Genomic DNA, 25,389 nt, shown 5'->3' with positions numbered 1-25,389 from the left:
TTTAAATGAATGATTCTATTAGACATAAAACCCCTAACAAAGCTATGCAAAAACTTAGCCATTTTTAATGCTTTTGATATAAATATTATATCAAATACATAATATGTTGTTAATCATTTATTTAAACTAATTACCGGTATAGATTGAAAGCGCTCTTTCTGTAAGATTCTTAGGATTTATAGATGACTTTGAAAGTTCTGAAATCGCATTTTTGATTGTATTTGTAATATCATTAAAAATCGCTTCTTCTGTTACGGGCCCTTCATTCCCCATTAAATAAGCAAAAAGTCTGGCAACTCCACAGTTCGCAATAAAATCTGGTATTAAGGATACCTCCTGGTCTATTTTTTGAGTCAAGCTTCCAAAAATTAGAGCATCTTCATAAAATGGAACATTTGCCCCGCATGAAATTAAATCTAGTCCATTTTTAATTAAGACTTCAATAAATTCGGGTTTAACAAGTTTAGAAGCTGCTGCAGGTATAAAAATATCCACCTGAAATTCTTGAAGTTGATGAATTTCTAAAACTTTGTTTACTTTTAAAACATCCTGTACAGAATTATTTACTTTAGTATTCATAAAATCAGTCACAGCTTCAAAACTAAAGCCTTCAGAACTTTGAACATATCCATCTTTATCTTGTATCAATACTAATTTTGCACCTTCTTTCGCCAAGTACCATCCAGCGGCTGCACCCACATTTCCCCATCCTTGGATAAACACCTTTTTTCCCTCAAGAGATTCCCCTTTAAAAATTTTATAGTACTGTTTAATGGATTCGAATACGCCAAATCCTGTAATGAGATCTATGGTTCCATAGCTATCAGTGGCTGGTTTAGGACTATAATTTTCTGATCTTACCGGAATCTCACAACCAGATTTCAATCGATCTAATACACTTTGTTTGGTTTCATCGGAATATTGATAGTGACCTTCCAATACACCAAATTGTGGGTGATTGATGCCAAGTGCTTGCAAAAAAGGCCTTACTTCTGTTTTTTCATCAATGTTTAAATCCCCGGCAGTTCCATAATAATTCTCCAAAAGTGGTTTTATGGCTTTAAACCATCGTTGTAATACCGCTCGTTTTCTCGGGTCTGAAGGATCAAAATCAATCCCTGATTTAGCGCCTCCAATAGATGGACCACAGACCCTGAATTTAATTTCCATCGTTTTTGCCAATGCTTCCACTTCATTCCGCGTCAATCCTTTACGCATTCTGGTTCCACCGCCAGCGGCACCTCCTTTTAGGCTATTAATAACCACCCAACCCCTTGCTTCTGATTCTGGGTCATTCCATTCAAATACAATTTCAGGGGCACGCTCTAAATAGCTTTCTAATTGTTTTCTCATTATAAAACTTCTAACTTATAAGAATAAAGTATATTAAATAAAATTATAATATATAAATTTGTCTTTTTAAATCTATAATCATATGCATCCAATAAATCAGGATCAAAATCAAAATCTCAATATACCAAGTCCACAAAATTCCAATAAACTTGGCGATCTATTTACAAAACAGGGCGCAAATTACTACCTAAACCCGAATTCAAAACTTCTACTTTTTTCAATAGACCCATCTTTAAGCACTTTAGTCAGGTCTTCATTAAATACCCTGAATGCATCCTTTTTTGAACAAGGACTAATCGCAGATGGGGGTGATTTAAGTAACAACACCCTTGAAGAAAATTGTAATCAGGTTTTTGATCTTGCTTTTAATCAAAATAAAACAATCGTCTTGTTTGGGAGCGATGCAGACTTTTTATTCAATTTACAACAAAAACTAAATGCACAATTTCAACCACATCGGATAAGCTGCATCTCTGATAATTGTGATCCATTGAATTCATTTGATCTTGAATCTATATACTTAAAAGAGTTAAATATGATTGGATTTCAACGGCAATTCTCTTGCCCTGAAGAATCCTCTATTCATTATATTCGAACCGGTGAATTCAGAGCAAACCAATCAAGCATTGAACCATCCTTAAGGAGATCAGAAATGGTTTATTTTAATTTAAATGCAATTCGCGCAAGTGACAGTCCAGGAAATAGTTCAAAAAATCCAAGCGGTTTTTTTGCTGAAGAAGCATCAACTATTGCTCGTATAGCAGGCATGAGTGACCGACTTAAAATCTTTGTAATCTCAAGCTGGAATGAAAATAAAGATCCTGAAAAAATAACTTCTGCTTTAGTATCTCAAATGGTTTGGTATTTTTGGGAAGGTTGCCATTTAAAACAATTAGATCAAAATACAAATCGAGCTTCAATGACTCAATATCTGGTTGAAATTAAAAATCTGGATTATATTTTAAAATTTTACAAATCAGAAAATTCAGGAAAATGGTGGTTTGAAGAACCTCTTATAGAAAATGAATTTTCAAATCAGTTAATTCCTTGTACATACGATGAATATTTAGCGACTGCAAAAGATCAAATTCCAAGTAGAATTCTGGAAATGATTAATGGATAAGTTTTTCTAATCCTGAAGACCTTGAGCCTTTAATAAATAGTGCTGTATGATTTGGCCAATGCTCCTGCAACCAATTTTTACAGATTTGAACATCCGGAAACACAAGCACATTTTGAGAAGTAGCATAATTTTCAAAAATAGTGCCTACAAAAATTTTCTTATCGAATTTTTTTCCAACAACCAAATTATAAAGTTCGCTATGTTCTGTTTCTTTATATTCACCTAACTCTGCCATTTCACCAAGAATAATCCATTTCTGTTCAAACTGCATGAGATCAAATGCTTCTATAGCTTCGCGCATAGAACTTGGATTTGCATTGTAAGCATCTAGAATGATTGTATTGTGATCCATCGTAAGTACCTGGGATCTCATGTTTGCAGGGACATAAGATTCAATACCTTGTTTAATATCCTCGATCTGGATGCCAAAAAAAGATGCAACACTTGCAGCCGCTACCATATTTTGAAAATTATAGGAGCCAAATAATTTTGACTGCATTTCTACTTTGTGTTGATCTGCAAAATATTCCATTACAATCGTTGGAAAGGATTGCATGAGTTTCGCTTTATAATGAGCATTTGTATGGACATCGCCAAATGAAATGGAACTGGATTTTGTTTCAAATAAATTTGCGATTAGCGTTGAAAATAAATTATAAAAACAAGGTCGATTTTTAGCCGACAAGTAATCAAAAAGTTCCAGTTTCGTTGCTATCACTTTTTCAAAACTGCCAAAACCTTCTAAATGAGCTTTTCCTATGCTCGTAATGATGCCAACATCAGGATCTGCTATTTTACATAGTTCTGCAATATTACCGGGATGGTTTGCACCCATTTCCACAATTGCAAATTCCGTGTTATGGTCTATCCGAAGCAAGGTCAGAGGAACGCCAATATGGTTATTCAAATTACCCTCTGTTGCAATTGTTGGAAATACCAACTTGAAAATGGAAAACATTAGTTCTTTGCTTGTTGTTTTTCCGTTCGAACCCGTTATTGCAATGATTTTTGCTTTGCATTGCTGGCGGTTAATCGAAGCCATTTTTTGCAACTCTGACAAGGTGTTTTCTACCAGAATGCACCTCGGATCATTTGAAATTTGTTGATCTACAATGGCATAGGCAGCACCTCTTTCTAAAGCTTCCTGTGCATAGGTGTTGCCATTAAAATTTGGACCCTGCAGTGCTATAAAAACGCCCTCAGGTATTAACTTCCTGGTATCCGTAAATAGCTTTCGGTCTTGATCCAGGTAACGTTTGTATGATACAGGTAAATTCATATAAAAAAAACTCATCCCCTAGGTGAGGATGAGTTTTAAAAAATTTATCTTTTAAAAGAACTATTTATAATCTCTTTTTACTTTAGGCATTTTGCGCTTAAATTCAAGACCACCAGCATCTTCATTACCTTCTGGTCCTCCGGTACGAGTCATCGCACATCTAAAACCAATGGTACGATCTGACTTATCTTCATCTTTAAATCTACGAGCACCTGGAGAACACCAAAATAAACGATCTGCCCAAGAACCACCTTTGTAAACTCTTGATTTTTCATTGATCAATGAGGATTTACCATATTGATACTTAATTACTTCATCATCATCATCGCGGTACTTTTTAACATCTCCTTTATTATAGTTTTCACGGAATTCAACAGCAGAATCTGAAACCATTTGAAATCTCATCTTACCTAAGCTGTCTTTTTCAACAGGATTTCCTGCTTCATCTAATGTTAATTCTTTAAATTCATTACCTCTAAAAGGATTCAAATCGTGGTTTTCGACATCTCTTAAGGTAGTGGAAGTTAAAGGGCGGAATAAATCTTCTACCCATTCTGAAACGTTTCCAGCCATATTATAAAGACCAAAATCATTTGGATAATAGGTACGTACAGGAGCCGTTATATGAGCATGGTCATTTAATTTTCCAGCCATACCCATGTAGTCACCCTGGCTTCTCTTAAAGTTTGCCAGAATGTTACCCATGTATTTATCTCTTCTTTTGTATCTCGCTGTATTACCATCCCAAGGATAATTCCTTCTGTCGGTAATCAACTCATCTTTATTTTCTGATTGTTTACCTTTTAAAGCTAAAGCGGCATATTCCCACTCAGATTCTGTTGGCAATCTATATTCAGGTAAAAGAATCCCATCATCAAATTTTACGGGTCTTTCTCCACCTGTCTGTAAATCTTCAAGGTTTTTACGAACATTTCCTTGATATTGTCCAGCCAGGTATGAACCGGTGTTGAAATTATCAGAATCTACCTGATCCGGATTTGGATTTAAGATTCCTTTTTCGATAAGAATGAATTCATTCACTCGATCTGTTCTCCATTTACAATATTCTTTAGCTTGTAACCAGCTTACACCTACTACTGGATATTCATCATAGGATGGATATCTGAAATAAGTTTCAACGAATGGTTCGTTGTAAGCTAGCTCTTCCCGCCACACTAAAGTGTCTGGAAGTGCTTTCTTAAATACCTCTGGATATGATTTATAAACCCGGTTAAGGTAATAAACATATTCGCGATAATTGATGTTAGACACCTCAGTTTCGTCCATATAAAATGAAGAAACAGTCACCCTACGGGGGATGTTATTCCATTCATACGTTACATCTTCCTCGGTAAGTCCCATGGTAAAAGTACCCCCTTCAATAAGTACAAGATTTGGTCCGGTGGACTGTCCATTATAGTCAACCTTTTCAAATCCACCCCATTTTTGGTCGTTATACTTCCAACCTGTTGCGGAGGATTCTCCTTTTTTGCTTTTACTGCAAGCTCCCAATAGTAATGAGAAACTCAGTAAAAAGACGATTTTTGAATAATTGCCTTTCATCCTACTACTTTCTGTTTTAGGGGAACAAAGTTAAACAATAATTTATTGTGCAAACAAAAAGATTTTTTTAGCGAAAGGCATCGAAACAATCATTAATGTTTTTCTTTTCCTTCCAAATTTCACCTAAAAAAATCCCCAGACTCAGCTCATGGCTACCCCCTGTCCCATTCCCCAATGAAGACAAGGTATAATCATAGCTATATCCGAATTTCCAAACTCCTTTCTTAAAACCCACAAGCCCGATTAAGGCATCCGGATTTTTTTTAGCCTGTCTATACCACAAACCGGCAAAAACTGTGCTAAACTGATATTGCGCCCCAATATTTAACTGAAAAAATTCTGCTTGCTTCGCTAAAAGGATAGAAGGCGATAATATAGATAGCTGTTTCCCAAAGCTGCCAAAATCGATTTGGGCGCTACCATGAATCACCCAACGCACCGGAATTCCGGAATAAGTGGTCGGATTTATTTTTAAAATATCATTTTGAGGTGTATTCACATGCTTCGCCGAAATCCCGATATTAAAATAAGGATTATAGTATACCAGTCCGGTTCCAATATCTAAATACGATGCTTGCGTTTTGTCAGGCCTAATTTCTTCAGATGAATATGGAGTTCCCCCCGGCGAAACAGATCCAAATTCAGGATCCAACTGGTCTCCAAAAATAAATTTATCCCAAGCATAATTGGTTTGGACAAATCCTACTTCTATACCACCTCTCAAATAATTATCATCTGATATTTGAGCCTGATACCCATAAGTGGCCGCTGCTTTCAAAGTTTTTAACAATCCACCACCAGCATCATCTGCCAGCAATTGGAAGCCAATTCCACTATTAATATTCTTAAAGAACTGGTCGTAACTCACCGCATAGGTTACATATCCTCCTGCGCTATTCTGAATTAAAGGCCACTGATTTCTATAAATAAGCTCAAATCTAGGTGCATAGCTTATACCTGCAAATCCGGGATTTATATGCAAAGCCTGTGCATAATACTGGCTAAACAAAGGATCTTGACCGAATGAATTCATAGAGATCCCAAGCAAACTAAGACAAACCCAATATTTAATCTTTAATTTTAAATCCCAATTCATTGGCAATATTAGTTGCTGTAAACCGTTTTTATAATAAATTTGAAAATAGCTAATCCAATTACATCTCATCTATGAAGCTCAAATTTATTTTGTTTTTCTCTCTTTCCAGCATTTTTCTTTCTGCGCAACAATCTTTCCAGATCCAAGAACAACTAAAATGGACGGAATCTAAAGAACGCAATGGGCAAACAAAAAGTACTTTTGGCATGGACTTTCTCCATTCAACCAAAAGTTCTAAATTTCAAGGCCTGCCTGTATTTAAGAAAGAATTCGAGTTACCTTCATTTGGCGAACTGAAAGCGACCTTGATTCCAAAAAAATCAAGTAGCCAAAGCATTTCTGTTGGTCCAGAGATTTTAGCAAGCCTACAAAGTGAATTTCAATTTCAAGCAGAAGTATTGAATGAACGAAATCACTATTATGCTAGCATAGAACTAATACCTATCCGTAAAATCTCAAATAGTGGTAGCATTGACATATTAAACGATTTTGAAATTCAAATTCAATTTTTCCCAACGTTAGCACCACCCCCTTTACCAAATTATACCAATCAGTCTGTATTAACAAATGGTGTGTGGCATAAATTTTCGATTACGCAACGCGGTGTTTATAAAATTGATAAAAGCTTTTTAGAAAAAAACCTGAAGCTTGATTTCAATACCATAGATCCTAGAAACATAAGAATATATGGCAATGGCGGTATGGTATTACCGGAATCCACGGATGGCATTTTTGAAGATGACTTAAAAGAACAGGCTATTTTTATAAAAGGTGAAGAAGATGGCAAATTTGACGATACAGATTTTATCTTGTTTTATGCTAACGGCCCAGATAGCTACTCCTATGATCCATCTGTTGCCGACTATGTATATTCAAAAAATCCGTATTCGGATGTAGCTTATTATTTTATAAAAACAGACAATGTTGCTGGTAAGCGCATAAGCACTGTTGCAAGTATTCCAAACCCTGATTATCAAAGCAAATTGACCTATGATTTTAAACACCTTGAAAAGGATTTAGTCAATTTACTAGATGTCGATCCAGGAGGTGAAGGTTCTGGAAAAAATTGGTATGGAGAAGAGATTAGTAATAGCAGAGAATTGGACTATGGTTCTGAATTTATATTTAACAATATCGATTTTTCAAAAAATGGGAAATTTTCTTTTTCTTTTGCAGGCAGAGCCCCCGTTTCTACACAAGTTTCAGCAATTGTTGAACAAACACAAGTGGATGTTCCCATTTCATATGTTTTTTATAGCAGTATCAATCGCTTTGCAAATATTGCTCGAAAAACCACAGAATTTCAAGCGGTAAGCGACCTCGTAAAAGCAAAAATTAAATACCCACAAATTAATGGAACCGTTTCAGAAGGTTGGATTGATTACATGCAAATTTCCGTGTGGAGGAAACTTATTTGGAACAATAAATTATTATATATCCTGGATCCAACAAGCACTAATTTTAATACGACAAACTTTACCATATCCAATGTCAGTTCAGATAAATTAATTTGGGATATAACAAATCCGTTGGATGTATCCCGGATTAGTTCACAAAAAATAAATGATCAATTATATTTTAGCGTGCCAACCTTAAATTCCATCAAGCAATTTGTAGTACTTGATGAAAATTTAAATTTTGAATCCCCTACTTATGTGGGTATTGTTGGTAATCAAAATCTTCATAGTTTAAAAGATGAAGAAATGATTATTCTTTATCACAAGGATTATAAATCAGAAGCAGAAAGACTTCAAGCACACCGGAGCAAATTTTCAAATTTAAAAATCGCAGCAGTTGAATTAGGCCAGGTTTATAATGAATTTTCATCCGGGAGTCAGGATCCAAGTGCAATCCGAAATTTTATGAGAATGCTTTATTTAAGAAATCCAAATTTTAAATATCTGGCTATTCTGGGTGATGGATCTTATGATTTCAGGCACATCAATAAAAAAGATGAGGATCAAAATTTTGTGATAACCTATGAAACAGATGAAAGTTTGGATCCTATAACGGCATTTCCAACGGATGATTATTTTGGACTCTTAGATCCAGGAGAAGGACTCAATCTTACCGGAAAACTTGATATCAATATAGGTCGATTAGGTGCTCGCAATCCAGCGGAAGCAAAAAATCTGGTTGATAAAATTATACGCTATGATAGTGATCCTTTAACAATGGAGGAATGGAAACTGAATGTTTTATTCTCCAGTGATGATGAAGATTCAAATACTCATTTTACACAAGCGGAAACAATTGCAAAATCTGTTGGGACAAATTTTCCGGTTTTAAATCAGGAAAAAATTCATCTGGATGCTTATGAACAAATAACAACTCCCGGAGGAGAACGCTACCCTGCCGTCAATAAAGCTTTTTCGAATGCCTTTTATCAAGGAGCTTTGGTCATCAATTATATGGGCCATGGAGGATACAGCGGACTGGCACAAGAACGTATTTTACAAAACACAGATATAAAAGTTCTTGAAAATTATTATAAACTTCCCTTAGTAATCGTAGCTTCTTGTACATTCAACGGATTTGATGATCCTACAAAAACAAATGCAGGAGAAGAAGGTCTACATAATGCCCAGGGGGGATTTCTTGCATTGTTTTCAACCGTTCGGGCTGTTTACAGCGATGATAATTTTGATTTAACCAGTTCAGTTTATAAATATTTATTCAATTTCGAAAATGGGAAACCACTGCCCTTAGGTGAAATCATGAGACGTGCTAAAAATGAACATTCTGGTTCTTTCATCCGCACAAATTCAAGGAAATTTTTATTGTTTGGAGATCCTGCTCAAAGTTTGGCTCTGCCTTTATATAAAAATGCTGTGATTTCTATAAATGAAAAGCCTATATCGCAAGTTCTTGATACGTTTCGTGCATTAGAAACAGTCAATGTAAAAGGCATTGTTACAAATCAAGCAGGTCTTAAACAATCGGATTTTACAGGTAAATTATTTGTAACAATTTACGATAAAGAAATAAATCTTCGAACCAAAGCAAATGATCCAACTTCCTATGTTGCCAACTATAATTTGCAACGAAATATATTATATAAAGGATTGGTAGCTGTAAATCAAGGAGATTGGAATTTTACATTTACGGTTCCTAAAGATATAAACTATGAATTTGGAAAAGGAAAAATGAGTTTGTATGCTACGGATGAAAAAACCAGAGATGCGGCTGGATATGAAGACGCTTTTATAATTGGGGGTGTTTCTAAAGACAGTATCCGCGATGATAATCCACCAATCGTAAAAGTATTTTTAAATGATGCAAATTTTACAAATGGTGGTATTTCAGATCCAAATCCGAAAATATATTCTCAAATTAGTGATGATTTTGGAATCAACATCAGTGGAAATAGTATCGGTCATGATTTAACAGCCATTATTGATTTAAATTCACAAGCACCGATTATTTTAAACCAAGTATATAAATCGAAATTAAATAATCCTAAAGAAGGTGAACTCTATTATCCATTAAAGAATTTAAGTCCGGGAAAACATACCATCACAATAATAGCCTGGGATATTTCTAATAATTCAGGTCAAGGAAGTCTTGAATTTTTTGTGGTAGATCCATCACAAACCAGTTTAGAGCGCATTTATAATTATCCAAACCCATTTTCAAGCAATACTGAATTTCAGTTTGAAACAAATATTGGAGCTACTGAAATGGATATTGTAATCCAAATTCAATCGGTTTCCGGAAAACTGGTAAAAACAATATCAAAAACGATCCAGGCAAGTGGATATCGAATTGATGGAATTCAATGGGATGGTAAGGATGATTTTGGAAATGATCTTGCAAATGGCGTTTATCTATATCGGTTAAGTATGAATGCTAAAACGGGTAATGAAGTGATCCATAAACGATCTGATTTTCAAAAATTAGTGCTTTTAAAATAATAAAACTGCACATTTTTACGATATATACAGATTATTCTAAATGTACTTATTGATATTCAAATCATATTATTATAAAGAATTATATCTAAATGTATGCTAATTTTGCAGTTTAATAGTCCTTATTCCCATGTTATGCGCAGTTTAATTTTATTCCTTTTTATTAGTTTTTCAGTTGCTCTAAATGCACAAGTCTGGGATCCAGGCAAAGGCTGTATTGTTGATGGAAATGGTGAATGTTTGCAAAACACACTATTGACTGCAATGCCATTTCTCCGAATTAATCCAGATACTCGTTCCGGAGGATTAGGGGATGCCGGAGTTGCCTTGAGTGCTGATCCGAATGCTATGCATCATAATGCTGCCCGTTTAGCATTTTCTGAAAATAATCTTGGCATTTCAGCAACGTATTCTCCATGGCTTAGAAATCTTGGCATAGATGATATCTATTTACTTTATGTTTCTGGATATTATAAAATCGACAAACTTCAAACAACTGGATTTGCGATTCGTTATTTTTCATTAGGTAGAATTGATTTTAGAGATGAAAATGGAAATGATATCGGAACAGGTCAACCAAATGAATTTGAAATTGCCGGAGCTTATAGTAGAAAATTATCAGATTTTCTTTCTGCAAGTTTAAGTGCCAAATTTGCGTATTCTAATTTAGCAACAGGAAAGACCGTAGGCGCTAATGAAATTACTTCTGCCAAAACATTTGCTGCTGATATTGGCTTTTTATATAGAAATAAATTAGGAGCTAGTGGTCGTAGAAATTACTTAAATGTAGGTTTGGCATTGACAAATCTAGGTTCTAAAGTAACCTATATTAAAGGCTTGGTAAAAGATTTTATACCTTCAAATATGGCTTTAGGAGCTGCCTATGAGATGAATTTTGATGATTTTAATTCACTAACTGTTACCGGAGAAATTAATAAACTGTTGATCCCAACTCCAAAGAAAGTTGGAGATCCTGATTTTGATGTTGACACAAATAAAATTGCCGATTATCGTGAAAAAGGATTGTTTGAAGGTGTTTTTGGATCTTTTAACGATGCACCTGGTGGTTTTACTGAAGAACTACAGGAATTAATGTATTCCATTGGTTTAGAATATTGGTACGATAAAAAATTTGCAATTCGTGCAGGATATTTCCACGAACATGCTTTAAAAGGGAATCGTAAATATTTAACATTAGGATGTGGTTTACAATATAATGTATTTGGACTTAATCTATCGTATTTAGTCCCAACTACCAATAATAGAAGTCCGTTAGCAAATACCATCCGTTTTTCAATCAGTTATGATTTTGATGGTAGCGCGGCCCCAAAATCGCAAGAATAAGTAATAGCATAGTTTTAAAAACAAATAGCCGTTCCCAAAAGAACGGCTATTTGTTTTTAAAAAGCCATTATAAGCCGGATTCTGTTGTTTTTAATAAAATTAAAAACATCTTATCATTTATCTACGCTGCCTACCCCTTCACCCGCCTCCGCAAAACGGAAAGCACCACACAAGCTTAGGGTTCCTACGAACGGTGAATATACATGGCATTTCAATTCGCAAGGTTTATCCCAACAAACAATTACTTGTTTGCTCCGTGTGCTCTTACCACACATTTTCACCCTTACCTCGCTTTTGGCAAGGCGGTTATTTTCTGTGACCCGATCTCTTCAGGAACGAGTCCTGAGCCACCTATTAAGTGGTGCGATTGCTTGACATTGTCCGGACTTTCCTCTCCTACACTTAAGCAGAAGCGATAAGAAATGGCCTTGCAAATCTACGCTAATTTAAAGCGTTGGGCTTCGCCAGATACATTAAGATAAAATATAATGTATAATTAAGCTATTTTTACCTTGAAATTCATGTTGACAATTAGCTCAAATAAAAATTGGTACTTAGTTTGGATTGCTGCGCTCCTCTTGCTCTCTCTGGGCAAAGTCTATGAATGGGCGTACCCTGGCTTTCAACATGATTATAATCACTATTTGCGAAACGAACTGGAAAAAGAAATACACCATTTTTCAAAACTCGATATTGAAGAAGATAAAGAACTAAAAACGATTTTAAAAAATTCCAAAAATGGAACCCATAATGAATCCAATCAGATCTTAAACTATCTTATCCATTCCAAGTTTTCACAAGTCCTTTGTACAAATACCCAAATTACCTATTGGGGTGGCGCCAATGCTTTTTTTAAAGACGATTGGTGTACTTTGGAAAATGAACCTAACAGATCTATATTTCAATATTTAGGAGACTATTATTTTCTGATTAAAAAAGAAATAGCACAGGATTCGACTCCTTATCAGGTTTTACGATATTATCGATTTGAATCCACGCTAAATGCGGAAACTGGTTTTGATATCAATAAGAAAAAAAATAATCAACCATCGCTTTCCATAAAATATCAATCGAATGATAAAATTCCACTAGCCTATTTAAGCATGGATGCTTCCTATCTAGCTCCCTTTTATGGCAATTTTTTAATCCTATTTTATGTATTTGTATTGCTGTTATTCTATTTACCGTTTCATCAAATTGCAAAGCGTTTTTATACTCAAGATAATTATCCTTGGGCGAATCTCATTTTGATTTCAGGTGTATTAATCACAACCAGTATGTGTCAATGGATTGTCCATCAAAATGAATTCTATCATAGTATTTTGACAGACAAGCTTATTCAAACCCGATTTTATAATTATACTTTATTTGAATTCAGTATTTTTTCTGGAATTTTTTTCCATATTACTTACTTCTTTTATAAGTATGCACATTTGAATTCCGGTTGGATTAATAAACGATTTAGTTATTTAATTATACTTTTTAACTATCTCGCTTCTATCTTTTCTTTAGTTATTTATTGTTTTATTTTTAATGCTGTATTCATTCATTCTGAATATTATTTTGATCTTAACAATGTGTTTTCCTTTTCTCTTCAACACTATATCCTGTTGTTTGATTTGTTAATCATACTGGTAGCCATATTTTTAATAACGAATAAACTTACAGTAAGCACGCACACATTTGAAATAAATTTTAGACAACGTTTGTTTTTCTTTCTTTTGGCATCCATTATAATTACACCAATAATCTATAAGTCGAATATTGAGCTCAGTATGCTTACATTCTTCCTGAGTGCTTCCATTATTATTTGGATGCAAGATTTCTTTTCCGAAGAATATCCTAAAAATATACTTTGGCTAATTTCATGGATCATTGTAATCAGTATTTTAAACTCCAGTTTGATATTCCATTATCAGAATCAAAAAAAACGATATGTAAAATCCAAAATACTAGAGAAATATATTGAGTGTGATAAAAATTTAAAGCCAGAATGCGTGTCTGATCTCATTCAAAATTGCAGCACAAACAATTATGATTTTTATTTTTTTGAAGACCGGCTTTTAAAATTTTCTACGAATGTCTACAAACCAAATTATCAACAAAGTCTCCACTACATTAAACGCGATACCTTTAAAAATGTAATCAGAAATGGTCAAGACATATTATATGCGCGGCCGAAGCCAAATCAATTATTAATTATTAGTAACCCATTAGAATCAACCCTTAAAGGGATTTCTTTGTTTTCCTATTTATTTACTATATTAATTATTATTTCATATATATTAAGTTTAGCGCATCAACGATTAAATTTTTTACCTGAAGGCTTGCAAATTAATTTTCAAGATAAGCCATCTTTAAAAAATAAAATTCAATTTTATATTATCCTCGGCGTAGTTATAAGTTTTCTGATTATTGCAATCACAACAGTCTTTTTTACCAAGCGTTCTGAAAATCAAATTTTCAGAGAAAATCTAGAAAGTAAAACAAAAAATCTTTGTACATTTCTAGAAGCTTCCATTAAAAATGCAATTTCTGCTGAGGATGCGAAACTTATATTGGCAAATCAAATTCGGCAATCAAGTCAGATGGTCGATTTTAATGTAAACTTTTTTAATGCGGAAGGTAAAGAGGAAAAAAATGATGCCTTCCAGAATGCCCAACATAAAATTATTAAATTATTGGATCCTAATTTTTATTTTAGTTATCCTTCCTTTGCAGAAGATATTGTAATTCGAGAAAATAGTTCTGCTGATTTGGATGCATATCGAAATATTTTTTATAATAATAAGCGAATTGGAGTTTTGCAAATGGAAGCCATTGCATCGCAACAATATAAAGCTACGGATCGGTTAGCAAATTTGATAAATACCTTATTAAATATTTATGTATTTCTATTTTTGATAGCTGCAAGTTTAGCAACGGTGCTTGCAAATTCCATTACATCACCACTTGTAAATCTTGGAAATAAAATAAGACAAATCCGTTTAGGAAAATCCAATGAAAAATTAGAATGGGGAGGACAAGATGAAATTGGTGAATTAATTCAGAATTATAATCAAATGGTAGGTCAATTGGATGAAAGTGCACAACTCTTGGCAAAGACAGAACGCGACATGGCTTGGCGAGAAATGGCAAAGCAAGTTGCCCATGAAATTAAAAATCCGTTAACCCCCATGAAATTGAGTATCCAATATCTTCAGCAATCCATTCGATCGGGTGCTGAAAATATCAATGAAATGGCATCCAAAGTAAGTGCAACCTTACTGGAGCAAATCGATAATCTTACTAAAATTGCAACGGAGTTTAGCAATTTTGCAAAAATGCCTACTGCAGAAAATGAAAAACTCATTCTAAATGAAATCGTTTCTTCCGTTCATGATTTATTTAGGAAACGGGAAGACATTGATATATTATTGACGGTACCTATTGATGAGTTGTATGTTTTTGCAGATAAAAACCAAATCATTCGTGTCTTAAATAATCTCATCAATAATGCCATTCAGGCAATTCCTGAAACAAAGCGAGGCCGAATTGACATCAGCCTAGATGCAAATACTCGAAATGCGATAATTTGTGTTAACGATAATGGAACCGGAATTCCGGAAGAAATGCAATCTAAAGTTTTCTTACCTAATTTTACCTCGAAAAGTTCTGGAACCGGATTGGGCCTGGCAATGTGTCAACAAATAATTGAATCTGCAAATGGCAGAATTTATTTTAAAACAATTCCTGGAACTGGTACCAAATTTTATCTTGAGTTACCTTTGATGAAACAGATTAGTTTTGTGGAACCAGATGGCGATGTTGAATTGGAAAATTAATTGAACTATTATGTTTTATGTGCGTTTAAAATATAATTTAGTTATCAAAATAGAATGTGGTATCAAAATATTGCACTAGTCATTGGAGCCTTCTTTTTTATGGAATTTATGGCATGGTTTACACATAAATTTATAATGCATGGAATTCTTTGGTCATGGCATGAAGACCACCACAAACCGCATCAATTAAAAAAAGGATTTTGGGAAAAAAATGACCGATTTTTTCTTGTCTTTGCCATTCCTTCTGCACTTTGCTATATGATTGGATCATTAACTGCCGATTATCGTTTTTTACTTTATATTGGAATTGGAATTTCGATCTATGGATTATGTTATTTTTTGGTTCATGATGTTTATATCCATCGCCGTTTTAATTGGTTTATTCACTTAGATAATCCATATTCTAAAGCAGTTTTAAAAGCCCATGGAGCACATCATGCAAAACAAGAAAAGGAAGACGGAGAATCTTTTGGAATGTTAATCGTTAATCCAAAATATTTCAAAAAACGAAAGCCTGTTGAATCTGAATTGTAAAAATATTGAAGTATTTAAAATTAAAGGAAAGCTTTTATTTTATTGAATTAAGCACTTGTTTCATCGTAGCTCCAATTTCCGCAGGAGAAGTTACAACATGAATACCACATTCGGCCATAATTTCCATTTTTGCCTCAGCAGTGTCATCTTTACCTCCAATAATAGCGCCAGCATGCCCCATTTTGCGGCCTTTAGGTGCGGTTTTTCCTGCAATAAATCCTACAACTGGCTTGGTTCCATATTCTTTAATCCATTGGGCTGCTTCGGCCTCCATATTTCCTCCAATCTCACCAATCATAATAATCCCTTCTGTTTGGTAATCTGACATCAACATTTGAATGGCTTCTAAGGTCGTCGTACCCGGAATTGGATCGCCACCAATACCGATGCAGGTGGATTGTCCTAAACCAGCTTTTGTTACTTGATCGACCGCTTCATAAGTAAGGGTACCAGATCTGGAAACAATTCCAATAGTTCCCTTTTGGTGAATAAACCCTGGCATGATACCAATTTTAGCTTCGCCAGGTGAAATCACTCCAGGACAGTTTGGACCTATTAATCTACAAGGATAATTTTTTAAATACTCCTTGACTTTTATCATGTCTTGCACGGGTACGCCTTCAGTAATACAGACGATGACGGTAATTCCTGCTTCTGCAGCTTCCATAATTGCATCTGCTGCAAATGCAGGTGGGACAAAAATGATCGTAGTATTTGCATCCGCTTTTAGTACCGCTTCCTTCACTGTATTAAAAACAGGTTTGTCTAAGTGAAATTGGCCACCTTTCCCGGGTGTAACACCACCCACTACATTCGTTCCATAAGCAATCATTTGTTCTGCATGAAAACTTCCTTCCTTGCCTGTAAAACCCTGAACAATCACTTTGGATTGAGATCCAACCAATACTGCCATAATGTTTTTAAAAATTTACTGTTTTTCAATTACAAACACGTCTTCATCAGATCTAGACATGTAATATTTTTCGCGCGCAAATTTCTCATAATTATTCTCAATATCGCTTTTATCTTCCCGAACTTTTACAATTAATTTTTGAAACTCTACTTTTTCCTTTTCAAGGGTATTCAAATTTTTATAAATAGTAAACGCAACGGGAATACGATACTGATCAAAAAACAGCATATAGACTATAAAAGATACTCCGGTAAGCCAATATTTATGAGTACGAATCCAGCCAGGAATCTTAGAAATAAATAAGATAGATTTTTTCATTAAAACACAATCATGGGAATATTAGGCAAATATATATAATATTTATTTATCAAATATCATTTTGCCTGGATAATATGACTGAGTTCCCAACTCCTCTTCGATTCTTAATAGCTGATTATATTTTGCCACCCGATCTGATCTTGAAAGTGAACCGGTTTTAATTTGCCCGCAATTCAGTGCAACAGCCAAATCTGCGATGGTTGTATCTTCTGTTTCACCAGAACGATGACTCATAACACATTTAAATGAATTTGCCTGTGCTAATTGAACCGCTTCCATGGTTTCTGTTAAGGTACCAATTTGATTGACTTTAATTAATACTGCATTTCCGGCTTTTTGTTGAATCCCTTTTCTTATCCTGGTTGGATTTGTGACAAACAAATCATCACCAACCAACTGAAGTGTATTTCCAACTTTGCTCGTAATTTTCTGCCAAGCATCCCAATCATCTTCTGCGAGCCCGTCTTCAATAGATCGAATAGGATACTTTTTTATTAGATCTATCCAATATTCTATCATTTGATCACTACTCAATTTGCGTCCATCTGATTTATGAAAAACATAGTTTCTTGAAACTTCATCGTACAATTCTGAAACTGCTGGATCCATAGCCAAGACGATATCCGAACCCGCTTTATAACCGGCTTCTTCAATTGCTATCATTATAAAATCCAAAGCTTCCTCATTAGTTGAAAATGCAGGAGCGAAACCACCTTCATCCCCAACGTTGGTAGCATGACCTTGCGCTTTCAATACCGATTTTAAGGCATGAAACACCTCAGAGCCCATTCTCAATGCTTCCGCAAAAGAGCTTGCTCCAATTGGCGCAATCATAAACTCTTGAAAATCTAGCTTATTATCTGCATGTGCACCTCCATTAATTATATTCATCAAGGGCACTGGCATGGTACATGCATTTACGCCGCCAATATATCTATAAAGTGGTAAGTTAGCCTCGACAGCAGCAGCTTTAGCAACTGCAAGTGAAATTCCTAAAATTGCATTGGCACCAAATCGCGATTTATTTTTAGTGCCATCGGCTTCTATCATGGTGTGATCAATTTCTCGTTGTTGCGCAACATCCATTCCTAAAAGTAAATCTGCGAGTTCTTCCTCAACATGCTGACAAGCAGTTAGAACCCCTTTTCCTTTATATTTCAATGGATCCCCGTCTCTTAATTCAAGGGCCTCATGTTTGCCTGTAGAAGCTCCAGAAGGAACAGCAGCACGTTCTACGATTCCATATTCTGTTTCGACCTCTACCTCAATTGTTGGAAATCCTCTACTATCAAGAATTTGCCTTGCTCGGATATCGATTAGTTCACTCATGGATGGTTGAATAGACTTGGTTTAAACTTGCAGTAAGTTCATAAAATTGATTAAATAAATATCTTGAATCATGGGGGCCTGGACCTGCTTCCGGATGGTATTGTACACTAAACACTGGAAATTTAGTAAGTTTAATACCTTCAACGGATTGATCATTCAAATTTATATGGCTAAGACTTACCTCTTCATGTCTTTTTTGTATATCGTTCATTGCTACAGAAAATCCATGGTTTTGGCTTGTAATTTCGCCTAATCCGGTAATTAGATTTTTAACCGGATGATTTGTTCCACGATGACCGTGGTGCATTTTGAATGTTGAAATTCCAATTGCAAGACTTATTAATTGATGTCCAAGACAAATACCAAAAACGGGTTTCTTAGTATGTATCATTTGACTAATATTCTCAATAGCATAATCCATTGGTTCTGGATCCCCTGGACCATTTGAAAGAAAAAATGCATCTGGATTCCATTTATTTATTTCTTTGAATTCTGTTTTTGCAGGAAACACTTTAACATAAAATCCAACGGCTTCCAATTGTTTTAGGATGCTTTTTTTAATACCGAAATCCATTGCGGCAACTTTGAATTTTGATGCAGGATTTCCAACAAAATAGGCAGATTCTGTAGTCACTTTAGAGGCTAATTCCAGACCTTGCATATTTGGAACGGAGTGCAATAATTCATTTAATATTTCAATATCCTGAACTTCAGAAGAGATTACGGCATTCATTGCACCATGGATTCGAATATGGCGGACTAATGCCCGGGTATCAATCCCATAAATACAGACTATATTATTTCTTTCTAAATACTCTTGTAAACTTTCAGTAGCCATGGATCGGCTCATATGGCTAGAAAAATTTCTACATACCAATCCTTTTATTTGTACTTGGTCAGATTCTGATTCTTTAGATAAAATTCCATAATTGCCAATATGGACATTTGTATTCACCATGATTTGACCGAAATAACTAGGATCTGTATAAATCTCCTGATATCCGGTCATGCCTGTGTTAAAGCAGATTTCACCACCACAAGTGCCAATTTTACCAGCAGCGTAGCCTTTAAAACGAGTTCCATCTTGTAATAAGAGCCAGGCTTCCTGCTGATTTAAACTTGACATAAAAATAATTTATATTAAATTTTTGCAAATATATAAAGTACCCGACTGATCTAATGCTTTCTCTGAGATTATTTGCAAAATAGCAAAAAAAAAGCGGCAAAATTGCCGCTTATATCTTATTCCTGAACTGAAGCAGGGTTCTCGTTAGCACCAGAACGCTCTTCATTTGGTGTGTCTGTTTTCTTTAGTTTTCCACCTCCTCGTCTCGTTTTCTTAACGACTGCAGTTGGTGCCGCTGACTTAGATGCTGAAACCATAATTTCATTAAAGTCAACCATTTCGATCATTGCCATTTCTGCTCCATCTCCTTTCCGGAAACCGGTGCGTATTATACGAGTATATCCACCTGGACGTTCTGCGATTTTAGCTGCTACTGCACTAAATAGTTCAGTAATAGAATCTTTATTTTGCAAATAACTAAAAACCGTTCTTCTTGAATGTGTAGTATTACTTTTTGCTTTCGTCATTAGGGGTTCAATATAGACTCTTAATGCTTTTGCTTTTGCCAAAGTGGTTGTAATTCTTTTATGAGTAATCAAAGCAGATGCAAGATTTCTCAAAAGAGCCATTCTATGTCCTTTCTTTCTACTTAAATGATTAAATGCTTTCCCGTGACGCATGACAATTTAATTTACTGTTATATTTTATTTAATTGGACTAATCTTCGTCCAATTTATATTTAGAAAGATCCATACCAAAACTTAAGTTTTTAGTTTGAAGCAATTCTTCTATTTCCACTAATGATTTCTTTCCGAAGTTTCTAAACTTTAGTAATTCGTGTGTATCGTATTTAACCATTTCGGCTAATGAATTTATCTTAGCAGCTTTCAAACAATTGTAAGCGCGCACTGACAAATCCAAATCTTCTAATGGTGTTTTCAATAATTTTCTCATATGAAGTACATGCTCGTCAACAATGGTGTCTTCTTTACGAACTGCATCTTCAAATGTGATATTTTCATCTGTAATCAACATTAAATGTTGAATCATAATTCTAGCAGCTTCTTTAACTGCTTCTTCCGGATGAATTGTGCCATCTGTTTTTACATCCAACATCAATTTTTCATAATCCGTCTTTTGGCCTACCCGCGTATTAGAAATACTATAAGATACTTTTTTGATTGGAGTATAAATTGCATCTACTGGTATAATTCCGATTGGTAAATCTTTTGTGATCATCTCATCAGCTGGCACATAACCACGACCTTTCGTAATGGTTAATTCCATTTCAAGATTTACAAATGGCTCCATTCTACAAATGACCAATTCAGGATTTGTAACTTTAAAAACATTGGTACTAGCTTCTAAATCACCTGCGGTAAAAGTGTCTTTGCCACTAATAGTGATATAGATTTTTTCTTCTTTAAGGTTGTTTGCATCCATAATTGGCTTCAAACAAACTTGCTTTAAATTAAGAATAATTTCAACTACATCTTCCATTACGCCTTTAATAGTAGCAAATTCATGCTCTACGCCTGCAATTCTCACATAAGAAATCGCAAAGCCTTCTAATGAAGACAATAAGATTCTTCTTAAAGAGTTCCCAATGGTTTGTCCAAATCCAGGTTCCAATGGTTTGAATTCAAAAATCCCTTCAAAGTCGGTTGCTTTTTGAAGTATAATCTGATCCGGCTTTTGAAAGTTTAGAATACTCATATTTGAACGTTTAATTTTGCAATAAAGAAATTACTTAGAATACAATTCGACAATCAATTGTTCTTTTATCTGTTCTGGGACTTGCTCTCTTGAAGGATACTGAATAAATTTTCCTTCCATTTTATCTGAATTCCACTCGAGCCATGGAAATCTTCTAATATCTGTTTTTTGGGCAACCTGATGTTTTACAAAATCAAGTCCTTGTGAATTTCCTCTAATGGAAACAGTATCTCCTGGTTTCAAACGATATGAAGGGATATTAACTAATTTACCATTCACTGTAATATGTCGGTGAGAAACCATTTGCCGTGCTCCTTTACGAGTTGGTGAAATACCCATACGGTAAACCGTATTATCTAACCTTGCTTCCAAATATTGGAATAAATTTTCACCTGTTACACCTTCTTTTTTATGTGCATCGTGAAAAATATTTCTGAATTGGCGCTCTAATACACCATAAGTATATTTTGCCTTTTGTTTTTCAATCAATTGCAATGCATAATCTGATCTTTGTTTCTTTTTCCGGGAAGGTCCATGTTGACCTGGAGCATATTTCTTTTTCTCAAAAGATTTATCATACCCTGTTAAAGACTGACCAAATGATCTTGATTTTTTAGTTACCGGTCCAGTATATCTTGCCATATTAAAACGCTGCTATTATAAACTATTAAACTCTACGATGTTTTGGAGGTCTACAACCATTATGTGGAATGGGTGTTAAGTCGATGATTTTGGTAATTTTTATTCCGGAGCTATCTAAAGCACGAATTGCTGCTTCTCTACCAGAACCAGGTCCTTTAACAAAAACTTCTGCGGAACGCATTCCTGCTTCAAATGCAGTACCTGCTGCTGTATTTGCAGACATCTGTGCTGCAAATGGTGTATTTTTCTTAGATCCTCTAAATCCAGATTTACCAGCACTTGACCAGGATATTACTTCCCCTGCTTTATTACATAAAGAGATTATAATATTATTGAATGTAGCTTGAATATAAGCTATGCCATCCGCATCTACTTTTACTTTTCTCTTTTTAGCCTTTTTACCTTTTGCCATAATTTACAAAACTGATTATGATTATTTAGTAGCTTTTTTCTTATTTGCAACTGTTTTTCTCTTTCCTTTTCTGGTACGCGCATTGGTCTTCGTACGCTGCCCTCTTACTGGCAAACCTTTTCTATGACGAATGCCTCTATAACATGCAATATCCATTAAGCGCTTAATGCTTAACTGGACATCAGATCTTAATTCTCCTTCAACTTTAATTTCTTCCTGAATAAGTTGTTGGATAGATTGAACTTGTTCGTTTGACCATTCATTTACTCGAATGCTCTCTCCAATTCCTACTTTTGAAAGAATGGTTCTTGCGGTAGTCGGGCCTATTCCATAGATATAGGTTAATCCAACAATCCCTCTTTTGTTTTTTGGTAAATCGATACCTGCAATACGTGCCATATATTGATTAAATGATTTGAATTAACCTTGACGTTGTTTGTACTTAGGATTCTTTTTATTAATTATATAAAGTCTCCCTTTCCTACGGACAAATTTGCAGTCCACTGTTCTTTTCTTTATTGAAGTTCTAACTTTCATATCATTCTATTTATACCTATAAGTAATTCTTCCTCTGGATAAATCGTATGGACTCATTTCCACTGAGACTTTGTCGCCAGGAAGAATCCGAATATAATTCATCCGCATTTTACCCGAAATTGTTGCAATGATGAGATGGTCATTCTGAAGTCGAACCCTAAACATTGCGTTAGACAGGGCTTCTTCGATGGTACCATCCTGGGTTATCAGGTTCTTTTTGGTCATCTTAAAAATTTCGGAGTGCAAATATCTATCTTTTTAACTAATTTTTGTCAATTCTATGTTATTTTTAACAGAATTTTCGATAAAACTGTGGTCAGACAGCCTCTCTCCTTCTTCTTTTCTTACCACAATTGTATGTTCAAAATGAGCGGAAGGTTTTTTATCTTGGGTAATTACCGTCCATCCATCTTTTAATTGCTTTACTCTTTTTGTACCTAAATTAATCATAGGTTCGATTGCAATGACCAATCCTTCTTTTAGGACTAATCCGCGACCTCTTTTTCCAAAATTTGGCACTTCAGGAGGTTCATGTAATTGTCTTCCAATACCATGACCCACCAATTCCCGAACTACACCAAATCCAAATTTACCTTCCGTACTATCCTGGACTGCTTGACTGATGTCGCCTATTCGATTGCCAACTTTTGCTTCTTTGATCCCTGCGTTCAAAGAATCCAAGGTAGCTTTCATCAACATTTTTACAGCTTCAGAAATGTCTCCTAAAGCAAATGTGTAGGCCGCATCTCCAAAAAATCCATTGGCTGAAACACCACAATCTATTGAAACGATATCACCTGCTTTCAGGGAATCATGATTCGGAATACCATGCACAACTTCTTCGTTTCTGGAAATGCAAAGCGTACCAGGAAAACCGTTATACCCTTTAAATGCGGGCACTGCATGATGATCCTTTATAAATTCTTCAGCTCTTTTATCCAATTCTAAACCGGTAATTCCCGGTCTCAACATGGTAGCAATTTCGGCAATCGTTTTACAGACCAACAAACAGCTTTGTCGGATGCATTCGATTTCCTCTTCTGTTTTGAGGTAAATCATCAGAATTCTATATTATCCATTGACAACAGGACCAACTCCCTGACTAAAGCGCCCTTCGATTCTTCCAGATTTAACTAAACCATCATATTTTCTCATCAGTAGATAAGACTCAACTTGTGACAGGGTATCTAAAATAACGCCTACCATAATTAAAACGGATGAACCACCAAAGAATCTGGCAAAGTCTGGATTCACACCACACAATGCTGCAAAGGATGGCAGAATCGTTAAAAATCCAAGAAAAATTGCACCTGGCAATGTAATTCTTGTTGTAGTTGTATCTATATATTCTTCCGTATCTTCTCCAGGTTTAATCCCAGGTATAAATGCATTTTGTCTTTTCAAATATTCTGCATAATTCTGTGGATTTACAATCAAAGCGGTATAGATGTATGTAAATCCAACGACTAATACAAACGTTAAAAAGTTATGCCAAAATCCATAAGGATCCGTAAGTGTTTGTAAAATTCCAGTTGTCCCTAAGGATGGATCGGAAGTTAAATATTGCACTGCAGTTAATGGCAGGAATAAGATAGCTTGTGCAAAGATGATTGGCATTACCCCGGCAGCATTCACTTTAAGTGGAATATAATCTCGATTTGTGGATAAAGGCATTGCACCAGTACCCCGTCCAACCATTCTTTTTGCAAATTGTATTGGAATTTTTCGAACCCCTTGAATAACTAATATACACGCAATAACAATGAGGAATAAAATCACTAATTCTACTAAAAACAATAAAAGTTGTTGTGAGTTTAATTCGAATGCAAATGCAGATGGTAGCGAAGATATAATCCCAATCATAATGATCAGTGAAGTTCCATTTCCAATTCCACGATCTGTAATACGTTCCCCTAACCACATACAAAATACAGTTCCGGCGGTTAGAATAATACTATTTGAAAACCAAAAAACAAATGCACTTACATTTGGATCTACAGCTCCCATAGATTTTACATATGTCAAATACCCACCACCCTGTACGAGTGTAATAAATACGGTTAATATACGGGTTATTTGAGTTAATTTTTTTCTACCAGCGTCTCCTTCTTTTTGTTGTAATCTTTGAAAATAAGGCACAGCAAAACCTAATAACTGGACGATAATTGAAGCTGTGATGTAAGGCATAATTCCAAGCGCAAAAATGGATGCTTTGTCAAAAGCTCCACCCGTATAGCTGCTAATTAAACCAAACAAACTATTTGCTGAATTTGTAGCTTTTTGGCTTAAAATTTGAGGATCAACCCCAGGTAATACGATAAAAGAACCTACACGAAAAATAATTAAGAGGAGTAAGGTATAAATGATCTTATCCTTTAATTCCGTGATGCTCCAAATATTTTTTAAAGTTTCAATTAGTTTTTTCATTA

22 protein-coding genes and 1 other RNA gene are annotated in these 25,389 nt (G+C 34.9%); 5 read left to right on the top strand and 18 right to left on the bottom strand.

Features of this window, described 5'->3' with window-relative positions; genetic code table 11:
• Positions 1-126 precede the first annotated feature (126 nt).
• Complete coding sequence (locus IPO86_08195) at positions 127-1,353, bottom strand: Glu/Leu/Phe/Val dehydrogenase (GenBank protein ID MBK9728081.1); 1,227 nt, start codon at positions 1,351-1,353, stop codon at positions 127-129.
• An 82-nt stretch (positions 1,354-1,435) separates the two neighbouring features.
• Between IPO86_08195 and IPO86_08190 the strand changes: the two genes are divergently transcribed.
• Complete coding sequence (locus tag IPO86_08190; GenBank protein ID MBK9728080.1) at positions 1,436-2,476, top strand: hypothetical protein; 1,041 nt, start codon at positions 1,436-1,438, stop codon at positions 2,474-2,476.
• Here IPO86_08190 and murF read toward each other — a convergent pair.
• The 3 genes from murF to IPO86_08175 all read right to left on the bottom strand — a co-directional run bounded on the left by murF (position 2,466) and on the right by IPO86_08175 (position 6,414).
• On the bottom strand, positions 2,466-3,755 hold the full coding sequence (murF, locus tag IPO86_08185; protein MBK9728079.1) for a UDP-N-acetylmuramoyl-tripeptide--D-alanyl-D-alanine ligase: 1,290 nt from the start codon (positions 3,753-3,755) through the stop codon (positions 2,466-2,468). The genes IPO86_08190 and murF overlap by 11 nt on opposite strands.
• Positions 3,756-3,815: 60 nt before the next feature.
• Entirely contained in the window at positions 3,816-5,318 is a 1,503-nt protein-coding gene (locus IPO86_08180) for an SUMF1/EgtB/PvdO family nonheme iron enzyme (GenBank protein ID MBK9728078.1), read from the bottom strand.
• A 67-nt stretch (positions 5,319-5,385) separates the two neighbouring features.
• On the bottom strand, positions 5,386-6,414 hold the full coding sequence (locus IPO86_08175) for a PorP/SprF family type IX secretion system membrane protein (GenBank protein ID MBK9728077.1): 1,029 nt from the start codon (positions 6,412-6,414) through the stop codon (positions 5,386-5,388).
• Between the two features lie 71 nt (positions 6,415-6,485).
• On the opposite strand from IPO86_08175, the gene porU reads away from it, so the two are divergent.
• Together porU and porV are read left to right on the top strand one after the other, a co-directional pair.
• Entirely contained in the window at positions 6,486-10,328 is a 3,843-nt protein-coding gene (porU, locus tag IPO86_08170; GenBank protein ID MBK9728076.1) for a type IX secretion system sortase PorU, read from the top strand.
• A gap of 93 nt (positions 10,329-10,421) precedes the next feature.
• Positions 10,422-11,669 (top strand): type IX secretion system outer membrane channel protein PorV, encoded by a 1,248-nt coding sequence (gene porV / locus IPO86_08165; GenBank protein ID MBK9728075.1) that lies wholly within the window; start codon positions 10,422-10,424, stop codon positions 11,667-11,669.
• A 54-nt stretch (positions 11,670-11,723) separates the two neighbouring features.
• On the opposite strand, the gene rnpB is transcribed toward porV, so the two are convergent.
• Positions 11,724-12,101, bottom strand: an RNA gene (rnpB, locus tag IPO86_08160) — RNase P RNA component class A.
• Between the two features lie 89 nt (positions 12,102-12,190).
• Between rnpB and IPO86_08155 the strand changes: the two genes are divergently transcribed.
• The gene (locus IPO86_08155; GenBank protein ID MBK9728074.1) at positions 12,191-15,493 is read left to right on the top strand and encodes a HAMP domain-containing histidine kinase; all 3,303 of its coding nucleotides are present in this window, start codon (positions 12,191-12,193) and stop codon (positions 15,491-15,493) included.
• Between the two features lie 99 nt (positions 15,494-15,592).
• The gene (locus tag IPO86_08150; GenBank protein ID MBK9728073.1) at positions 15,593-16,027 is read left to right on the top strand and encodes a sterol desaturase family protein; all 435 of its coding nucleotides are present in this window, start codon (positions 15,593-15,595) and stop codon (positions 16,025-16,027) included.
• 34 nt (positions 16,028-16,061) lie between these two features.
• Here the strand turns inward: IPO86_08150 and sucD are convergent, their stop codons facing one another.
• The 13 genes from sucD to secY all read right to left on the bottom strand — a co-directional run bounded on the left by sucD (position 16,062) and on the right by secY (position 25,387).
• Positions 16,062-16,940: a succinate--CoA ligase subunit alpha gene (gene sucD, locus IPO86_08145; GenBank protein ID MBK9728072.1), complete on the bottom strand. Its 879-nt coding sequence runs from the start codon at positions 16,938-16,940 to the stop codon at positions 16,062-16,064.
• Positions 16,941-16,955: 15 nt separating this feature from the next.
• Positions 16,956-17,258 carry a septum formation initiator family protein gene (locus IPO86_08140; protein MBK9728071.1) on the bottom strand — a complete coding sequence of 101 codons (303 nt, stop codon included), beginning with the start codon at positions 17,256-17,258 and terminating at the stop codon, positions 16,956-16,958.
• A gap of 42 nt (positions 17,259-17,300) precedes the next feature.
• Positions 17,301-18,587, bottom strand: coding sequence for a phosphopyruvate hydratase (eno, locus tag IPO86_08135; GenBank protein MBK9728070.1), 1,287 nt, complete (start codon positions 18,585-18,587; stop codon positions 17,301-17,303).
• A complete protein-coding gene (gene carA / locus IPO86_08130) occupies positions 18,580-19,713 on the bottom strand; it encodes a glutamine-hydrolyzing carbamoyl-phosphate synthase small subunit (protein MBK9728069.1) in 1,134 nt (377 codons plus the stop codon). Before carA ends, eno begins: the two co-directional genes overlap by 8 nt.
• Positions 19,714-19,829: 116 nt before the next feature.
• On the bottom strand, positions 19,830-20,333 hold the full coding sequence (gene rplQ / locus IPO86_08125) for a 50S ribosomal protein L17 (GenBank protein MBK9728068.1): 504 nt from the start codon (positions 20,331-20,333) through the stop codon (positions 19,830-19,832).
• 37 nt (positions 20,334-20,370) lie between these two features.
• On the bottom strand, positions 20,371-21,369 hold the full coding sequence (locus tag IPO86_08120) for a DNA-directed RNA polymerase subunit alpha (GenBank protein MBK9728067.1): 999 nt from the start codon (positions 21,367-21,369) through the stop codon (positions 20,371-20,373).
• 30 nt (positions 21,370-21,399) lie between these two features.
• A complete protein-coding gene (gene rpsD, locus IPO86_08115) occupies positions 21,400-22,011 on the bottom strand; it encodes a 30S ribosomal protein S4 (protein MBK9728066.1) in 612 nt (203 codons plus the stop codon).
• A gap of 25 nt (positions 22,012-22,036) precedes the next feature.
• Positions 22,037-22,423: a 30S ribosomal protein S11 gene (rpsK, locus tag IPO86_08110; GenBank protein MBK9728065.1), complete on the bottom strand. Its 387-nt coding sequence runs from the start codon at positions 22,421-22,423 to the stop codon at positions 22,037-22,039.
• 21 nt (positions 22,424-22,444) lie between these two features.
• The gene (gene rpsM, locus IPO86_08105) at positions 22,445-22,822 is read right to left on the bottom strand and encodes a 30S ribosomal protein S13 (protein ID MBK9728064.1); all 378 of its coding nucleotides are present in this window, start codon (positions 22,820-22,822) and stop codon (positions 22,445-22,447) included.
• A gap of 21 nt (positions 22,823-22,843) precedes the next feature.
• Entirely contained in the window at positions 22,844-22,960 is a 117-nt protein-coding gene (rpmJ, locus tag IPO86_08100) for a 50S ribosomal protein L36 (protein ID MBK9728063.1), read from the bottom strand.
• A gap of 6 nt (positions 22,961-22,966) precedes the next feature.
• Complete coding sequence (infA, locus tag IPO86_08095) at positions 22,967-23,185, bottom strand: translation initiation factor IF-1 (protein ID MBK9728062.1); 219 nt, start codon at positions 23,183-23,185, stop codon at positions 22,967-22,969.
• Between the two features lie 33 nt (positions 23,186-23,218).
• Complete coding sequence (gene map, locus IPO86_08090; GenBank protein MBK9728061.1) at positions 23,219-24,019, bottom strand: type I methionyl aminopeptidase; 801 nt, start codon at positions 24,017-24,019, stop codon at positions 23,219-23,221.
• Between the two features lie 12 nt (positions 24,020-24,031).
• On the bottom strand, positions 24,032-25,387 hold the full coding sequence (secY, locus tag IPO86_08085; protein ID MBK9728060.1) for a preprotein translocase subunit SecY: 1,356 nt from the start codon (positions 25,385-25,387) through the stop codon (positions 24,032-24,034).
• Positions 25,388-25,389: the final 2 nt, after the last annotated feature.

The organism is Saprospiraceae bacterium, assembly GCA_016717265.1.
Taxonomy (GTDB): Bacteria; Bacteroidota; Bacteroidia; order Chitinophagales; family Saprospiraceae; genus Vicinibacter.
This window is presented reverse-complemented; position numbering and strand designations above follow the sequence as displayed.